The organism is Mesorhizobium sp. M2A.F.Ca.ET.067.02.1.1 (assembly GCF_004023285.1).
Classification (GTDB): Bacteria; Pseudomonadota; Alphaproteobacteria; order Rhizobiales; family Rhizobiaceae; genus Mesorhizobium.
On the sequence record NZ_RZSB01000827.1, the window covers coordinates 1 to 2484 of the forward strand.

The following is a 2484-nucleotide window of genomic DNA, read 5'->3' on the forward strand; positions in this document are numbered from 1 at the left end:
CGCCCTGGATGGCGAAGTCGAAGGGGTTGCCGGTTTCGGTCAGCGCGCCATGCGCGCCGGAAAGATAGGTATTGCCGGAGGAGGCGAAGGAGACCGACTTCGGCCCGGTGCCCGAGACCACGTCCTCGAACTTCACGCCGGTGGCGCGAAAGCCGATGGTCGAGGCATTGGCGACGTTGTCGGCGATGGTGTCTAGACGGCGCTCGAGCGCGATCTGAGAGGAAAGGGCGACGTAAAGACTGTCCTGCATGATCTCAGAACTTCAATTGCTGCATGGCCAGCATCAGATCCGTGGAGATGCCGACACTGGTGGGCTGCGCGAAGAGCACGCTGACCGACGTCACCGCCGTCGAGGTCGGGTGGGCGACCTCGTACATGCTGGTGAAGCGGGTCAGGAACTTGCTGAGCTTCTCGGGGTCGGTGAAGTCCTTGATGTCGAGCTTCTGCCCGAAGAGCTGCGCCTGCTTGTCGATGTCGGCGGTGGCGAAGGAATCAGGCAGGCCGAGCGCGGTGCGCACCACGCTGGCCAAAGCGGTGTCTGCCAGCACGTCGTACCAGCTGGTGATGTCGGGCGCCTTGCGCTGGAAATAAAGCGCCAGCCGCACGCCCTCGTTGGTCTTGCCGGCATCCTCCTCCAGCGTCTGGCGCATGTAAATGTCGACGGTCGGCTGCTGCGCCTGAACATAGGTGGTGGTGTTTGCGCCGTATTGCTCGAAGTTGAAGGCAGAGGCCAGCCCGGCATAGGCCTTGTTGGTCTGCTGGTTGGCGACGCTGTCGGGATCACGCGCGCCGCCTTGCAGGACCGACTTGATCAGGTCCTTGTCCTCGGTTGCTGAATCCAGGCCGTAGGCCGCCAGTGCATAAGTATAGAGCCGGTTGTTCGACATCAGATCGTCGACAGATTTCACCTTGGTGATGTTGGCGAGATAGTAGGTCGTCTCGCCCTTCACATAGTCCGAATTCGGGTCAAGGCCGGCGATCTGGGCCTGGATGGCGTAGTTTTTCGTCACCAGCTGCTGCGCCGGGTTGTAGACGGTCGCATTGGCGCCGTCCGCCGCGAAATTGAAAGCTTTGACGAACTGGGCATAGCGCTTGTCGGTCAGCTTGTTGGCGAAGCTGTCGGGATCGGAAACGCCTTCCTTCAGCGCCTTGACCATGAAGGCCTTGGCGTAGTCCATGTTCTCCAGCCCGTAGGCCTTCATGGCGTATTTGAACAAGCGATCATTGTTGACGAAATCGTCGATCGATTTCACCTTGGTGATGTTGGCCAGATAGTATTGGGTGTCGCGATCGACCGTCGGCTGCTGCTCGATGCGGGCGATAGACTTGGGGATGTCTTTGGCGATCAACTGGTAGCTGATATAGGTACTGAGCAAGGGCATGCCTCCGGCCGAAGCTATCCCGGAACAATAACGTCACTTCCTTGCGCGAAGCTGAATCGTGTCCGGTGCCCTCGATTCAAGCCTCACACAAGGCACGGGGACTATCCCTGATCCACGACGTGACATGCGGAAGGACCTGCCGTGGGCATTCTGATCGGACTTGTGGTGACGCTCGGCTGCGTTCTCGGCGGCTTCATGGCCATGGGCGGCCATCTGCACGTGCTGCTGCAGCCCTGGGAAGCGGTGGTCATCTGTGGCGCGGCCCTCGGCACCTTCCTGGTCGCCAATCCGATGAAGACGGTCAAGGACACCGGCAAGGGCATTCTCGAGGCCTTCAAGCAGGCGGTGCCAAAGGAGCGCGACTACCTCGAGACGCTGGGCGTCCTGCACAGCCTGATGCGCGAACTGCGCTCGAAATCGCGCAGCGAGGTCGAGGCGCATATCGACAATCCGGAGGAGTCGGCCATCTTCCAGGCTTTCCCGACCGTGCTCAAGAACCATGACCTGACGAATTTCATCTGCGACTATTGCCGCATCATCATCATCGGCAATGCCCGCTCGCACGAGATCGAGGCGCTGATGGATGAAGAGATCCAGACGATCCGCAGCGACAAGCTGAAGGCCTATCACGCGATGGTGGCGGTCGGCGACGGCCTGCCGGCGCTGGGCATCGTGGCTGCCGTGCTCGGCGTGGTGAAGGCGATGGGAGCGCTGGACCAGTCGCCCGAGATCCTCGGCGGCCTGATCGGCGCCGCGCTCGTCGGAACCTTCCTCGGCATCTTCCTGTCCTATGCGGTGGTCGGTCCGGTCGCCACCAAGATCAAGACGGTGCGCGAGAAGAAGAACCGCCTCTACATCATCGTCAAGCAGACGCTGCTTGCGTATATGAACGGCGCCTTGCCGCAGGTGGCGATCGAATTCGGTCGCAAGACCATCTCCTCCTATGAGCGTCCGACGATCGATGCCGTCGAGCAGAGCACCATGAACGCCGGCTCCGCCGAGAAGAAGGCGGCCTGAGCATGCTCGATCCGAGACAGGGCCGCCTGCCGCCATGACCAGTCCGGCCAGTCCGTCAGAAACGCGGGCCTTGATCATCGAGCGT

General features: G+C 61.2%; 3 protein-coding genes. 1 reads left to right on the forward strand and 2 read right to left on the reverse strand.

Annotated features, from left to right (window positions below):
• On the reverse strand, window positions 1-250 hold a 250-nt coding region (locus tag EOA28_RS32370; RefSeq protein WP_128315688.1), incomplete at its 3' end, for a flagellar hook-basal body complex protein.
• Between the two features lie 4 nt (window positions 251-254).
• Window positions 255-1376 carry a DUF1217 domain-containing protein gene (locus EOA28_RS32375; RefSeq protein ID WP_127252126.1) on the reverse strand — a complete coding sequence of 374 codons (1122 nt, stop codon included), beginning with the start codon at window positions 1374-1376 and terminating at the stop codon, window positions 255-257.
• A 147-nt stretch (window positions 1377-1523) separates the two neighbouring features.
• Between EOA28_RS32375 and motA the strand changes: the two genes are divergently transcribed.
• Window positions 1524-2399, forward strand: a complete 876-nt coding sequence (gene motA, locus EOA28_RS32380; RefSeq protein WP_042640459.1) for a flagellar motor stator protein MotA — start codon at window positions 1524-1526, stop codon at window positions 2397-2399.
• Window positions 2400-2484: the final 85 nt, after the last annotated feature.